At 49.9% G+C, this 3,487-nt stretch carries 3 protein-coding genes; all 3 read right to left on the reverse strand.

The features are described 5' to 3' along the window. Positions 1–211: 211 nt before the first annotated feature. On the reverse strand, positions 212–1,615 hold the full coding sequence (gene wcaJ, locus MYY08_RS00920; protein WP_038629946.1) for an undecaprenyl-phosphate glucose phosphotransferase: 1,404 nt from the start codon (positions 1,613–1,615) through the stop codon (positions 212–214). A gap of 73 nt (positions 1,616–1,688) precedes the next feature. After that, positions 1,689–2,771 (reverse strand): glycosyltransferase, encoded by a 1,083-nt coding sequence (locus tag MYY08_RS00925; protein ID WP_104951535.1) that lies wholly within the window; start codon positions 2,769–2,771, stop codon positions 1,689–1,691. Then, the coding region (locus MYY08_RS00930) for a hypothetical protein (protein WP_211278288.1) at positions 2,772–3,487 on the reverse strand (716 nt) is incomplete at its 5' end.

Consider the following 3,487-nt stretch of genomic DNA (forward strand, 5'->3'; position numbering starts at 1 on the left):
CCTCTGTTCTTGATTCCTGTTTACTTAAAAAAGGAGAAACACCGTCAACCCTGACCAGGCGCTCTCCTTAGAAAATACAGTAAAAGAAATCGTCCATTTAAAAATGGAAAAGCAGGGCAAGACAGCCGCACGTTATACAACGCTACGCCGGTTCAACCATTGCCCTGCTAAATAAAATATGCCAGACAACCCTGTCGTTATCATTCAAAAATCAGTACGCGGTTTTACTGATAAATCCTTTAAAAATGGTCAGGAAAATAATCCTCAGGTCCAGCATAATGCTCCAGTCGCGGATATATTGCAGGTCAAACTCGATACGTTTTTCCATTTTTTCCAGCGTGTCGGTTTCACCGCGCCAGCCGTTGATTTGCGCCCAGCCGGTGATGCCAGGCTTCACTTTATGGCGCAGCATGTAGCCCTGAATAATCGAGCGGTACTGTTCATTATGCGCGACAGCGTGCGGGCGCGGTCCGACAATGGACATATCGCCTTTCAGCACGTTGATGAACTGCGGCAGCTCATCCAGCGAGGTAGAGCGCAGAATGCGGCCAATGGGCGTGATGCGCGCGTCCCCTTTCGTCGCCTGGGTCACGGTGTCGCCGTTCTCCATTACCGACATCGAGCGGAACTTCCATACCTTGATCGGCTTGCCGTCCATGCCGTAGCGCACCTGACGGAAAATCACCGGGCCTGGCGAGGTGAATTTCACCAGCGCGGCGATGGTCAGCAGCGCCGGCGAGATGAACAGCAGAATGCAGGAAGAAACAACGATATCTTCGATGCGCTTCAGCACCATGTTGATGCCGTTCATCGGCGTTTCAAACAGCGGCACCACCGGCACGCCGTTAATCTCTTCGGTGCGCGACTGCAAAATGTTAAAGGTAAAGATATCCGGGATCAGCATCACCGAGCAGGTGGTGTCCGACAGTTTTACCACCAGATCGCGGATAGCCGTCTCTTCCGACATCGCCATGGCGATATAGATTTTATCCAGCTTCCCTTCGCGGGCATCGGCCAGCAGCTGGTCAAGGTTGCCACAGTAATTGATGCTTCCCGCATTACCACGAGATTCATTAGCAACGTCAGAATAGAGCCCGACAACGTTTAACCCCATCCAGGGGGCGTTAATGAAACTATTAGCAAGTGAAACGCCAATCGGCATATTGCCGACAATCGCAACGTTGCGCGTGTTGTAACCCAGCTTGCGAATAATACGGGCAAAGAAGCGAATGGCCGAGCGACAAGCGATAAACCCAACGGCGACAATACCGAACCATAACAGGTAAGCCTTGAAGTTCAGCTCCAGTTCGCTGACGAACGACATCACGCCAGCGGTGATCAGAATGCTCAGCGCCCAGTTTTGTAAAATCAGCTGTAATTCACTGGCGAAGCTGACGCCGCGCCACGACCGATAAAAGTCTGTGATACCGCCAATCATCTGGAACAGCGCCAACGCAGTGAGCGAAAGCAGCCACCAGGAAGAAGTAAAAGACTGTGATTCAATGCGGGCTAAAATATAGAGCCCCATAAACATAACAAAAATGTCAGAAAAACGCTGTATGATGGAAATAATCGACGCGTTGGTACGTGTGCGAAATCCACTAGCCGTTATCATTTTATTATCTTCCCTGCCTAATTCATGCATGATTGAAGACATGTCTTAGACCTCGCTATAGTTAATTTGGTGTTCAACGTTTGATTATGTCGGCATATAAACCATGCGTTTTGGCTATCATAGCCTGAGAAGTAAAGTTCTCTATGTATAATTGATTCCCTTTCCGCCCCATTTCACTTAAATCAGATTTATCCAAGCGATTAAACACAGAGAGTAAGGAATTAGCGTCGCCGTTTTTAAACAGATATCCCGTTTCGTTATTTATGACGACTTCCGGCAGCGAAGTGGCGTCGCTGGCGATTATCGGCAGTGAATAGCTCATCGCCTCCAGCGGCACCATGGCGAAGCCTTCCCAACGGCTTGGAATGACCAGCACGTCCGCTGCGATAAAATAAGGCTCCATCTGGCTTGCCTTCAGCCAGCCGGTATATTCCGCGCCGGGCAGCTTTTCAATCGCTTCCGAACTGTGGACACTGTCGCCAATCAGCGTTAGATGCAGGTTCGGATTCTGATTGCGCTTCATCGCCTCCAGCAGGACGTCATAACCTTTCTGGTAATCGAAACGCCCGACGAACAGCACGTTGATGCGCGGGTCGGCGAGACGATCGGGCCGGACGACATGCCGTTCGGCGACGCCGTTATGAATGACGAAAAGCTTGTCGGCGCTGATGCCGTGTGCCTTTGCCTGGTCAGCCTCATACTGGCTGACGCAGATAATCGCATCGGTCATGGGCAGCAGGGCTTTTTCGATCAGCGAATAGATCTTTTTCTTGCCGTTGCTGGTCTGCATCAAGAAGCTGAATGCGTGCGGGCAGTAAACCACTTTAGGCCGGACAAAGGGCCACAGCAGCAACAGGCAGGCGCGGCCAATTACTCCGGCGAAGGAGCTGTGAAGATGCACCACGTCAGGCTTGAATTTCATTACCGTGCGGCAGAACGCGACGGCGAAAGAGATTAACGCCCCAACGGAGCGCCCTTTACGTTCCCATTTCACCACGTTTTCTTCATGCGCCGTATCCAGTTCACCTGCCTGATCCTCCGGGATCAGGCACTGAATGCGATAAGCGCCTTTATCATCCTGTTGTGCCGCGACGAGTTGCTTTAAAACGGTGGCGACGCCACCTTTTATTGTCTCAGCAGCATGGAGGATTTTCATTTACTCTTCCTTTTTAAATTTTCCAAAACTCAAATAGACATAAAACATTAACGGATAGAACGGCGACAGATGGCGTAAATAACTACCATAATCCGGTTCAAACAGGCTCTGAATAACCGTATAGGAAATAATAATTAATGAAAACAAGACCACCAGCGGATAGGTTCTGTCCTGTAGCGCCGCATGCATCGTCTGCCATATTCTTCTGAACATCAGAATAATAAAGGTCGAAATCACCAAATAATAAGGCGACAGCATCAATATCAGCGGGAACGGAAAGAAGAACGTTACCCAGGTCAGACTCACGTTCAGCCAGCCAAACAGCGGATTGCCCGCCGGGAACCACGGACGAATCAGCGTATTGCTGCCGTCGCCGGTATCATCCAGACGGTGCTCGTTCACCTCGTTGCGGAAGTTGTCGACATCAATGCCTAAGCCGTACTGGAAACCAAACGCCAACACCAGCAGCGAAAGCAGGCAGAGGACAAATATCCATTTTCCTTTATGCACATAGCGCGACATCAACAGCAGGCCGTAAAACTCCAGCAGGAACAAAAACCAGTATGTCCTGAAGTAGTAGGCGTAAAATATGGCGAAACAGGTCCATATCAACAGCCCGGCCGTGCGGTTTAAGAATGTTATTAATAGCGGCATCATTATCAGGAAAACGATAAAGTCTTTACTTTGCCACGTCAGGTTTATCATTGACGAAAAGC

The sequence above is a fragment of the Mixta sp. genome (assembly GCF_024610815.1).
Lineage (GTDB): Bacteria > Pseudomonadota > Gammaproteobacteria > Enterobacterales > Enterobacteriaceae > Mixta > Mixta calida.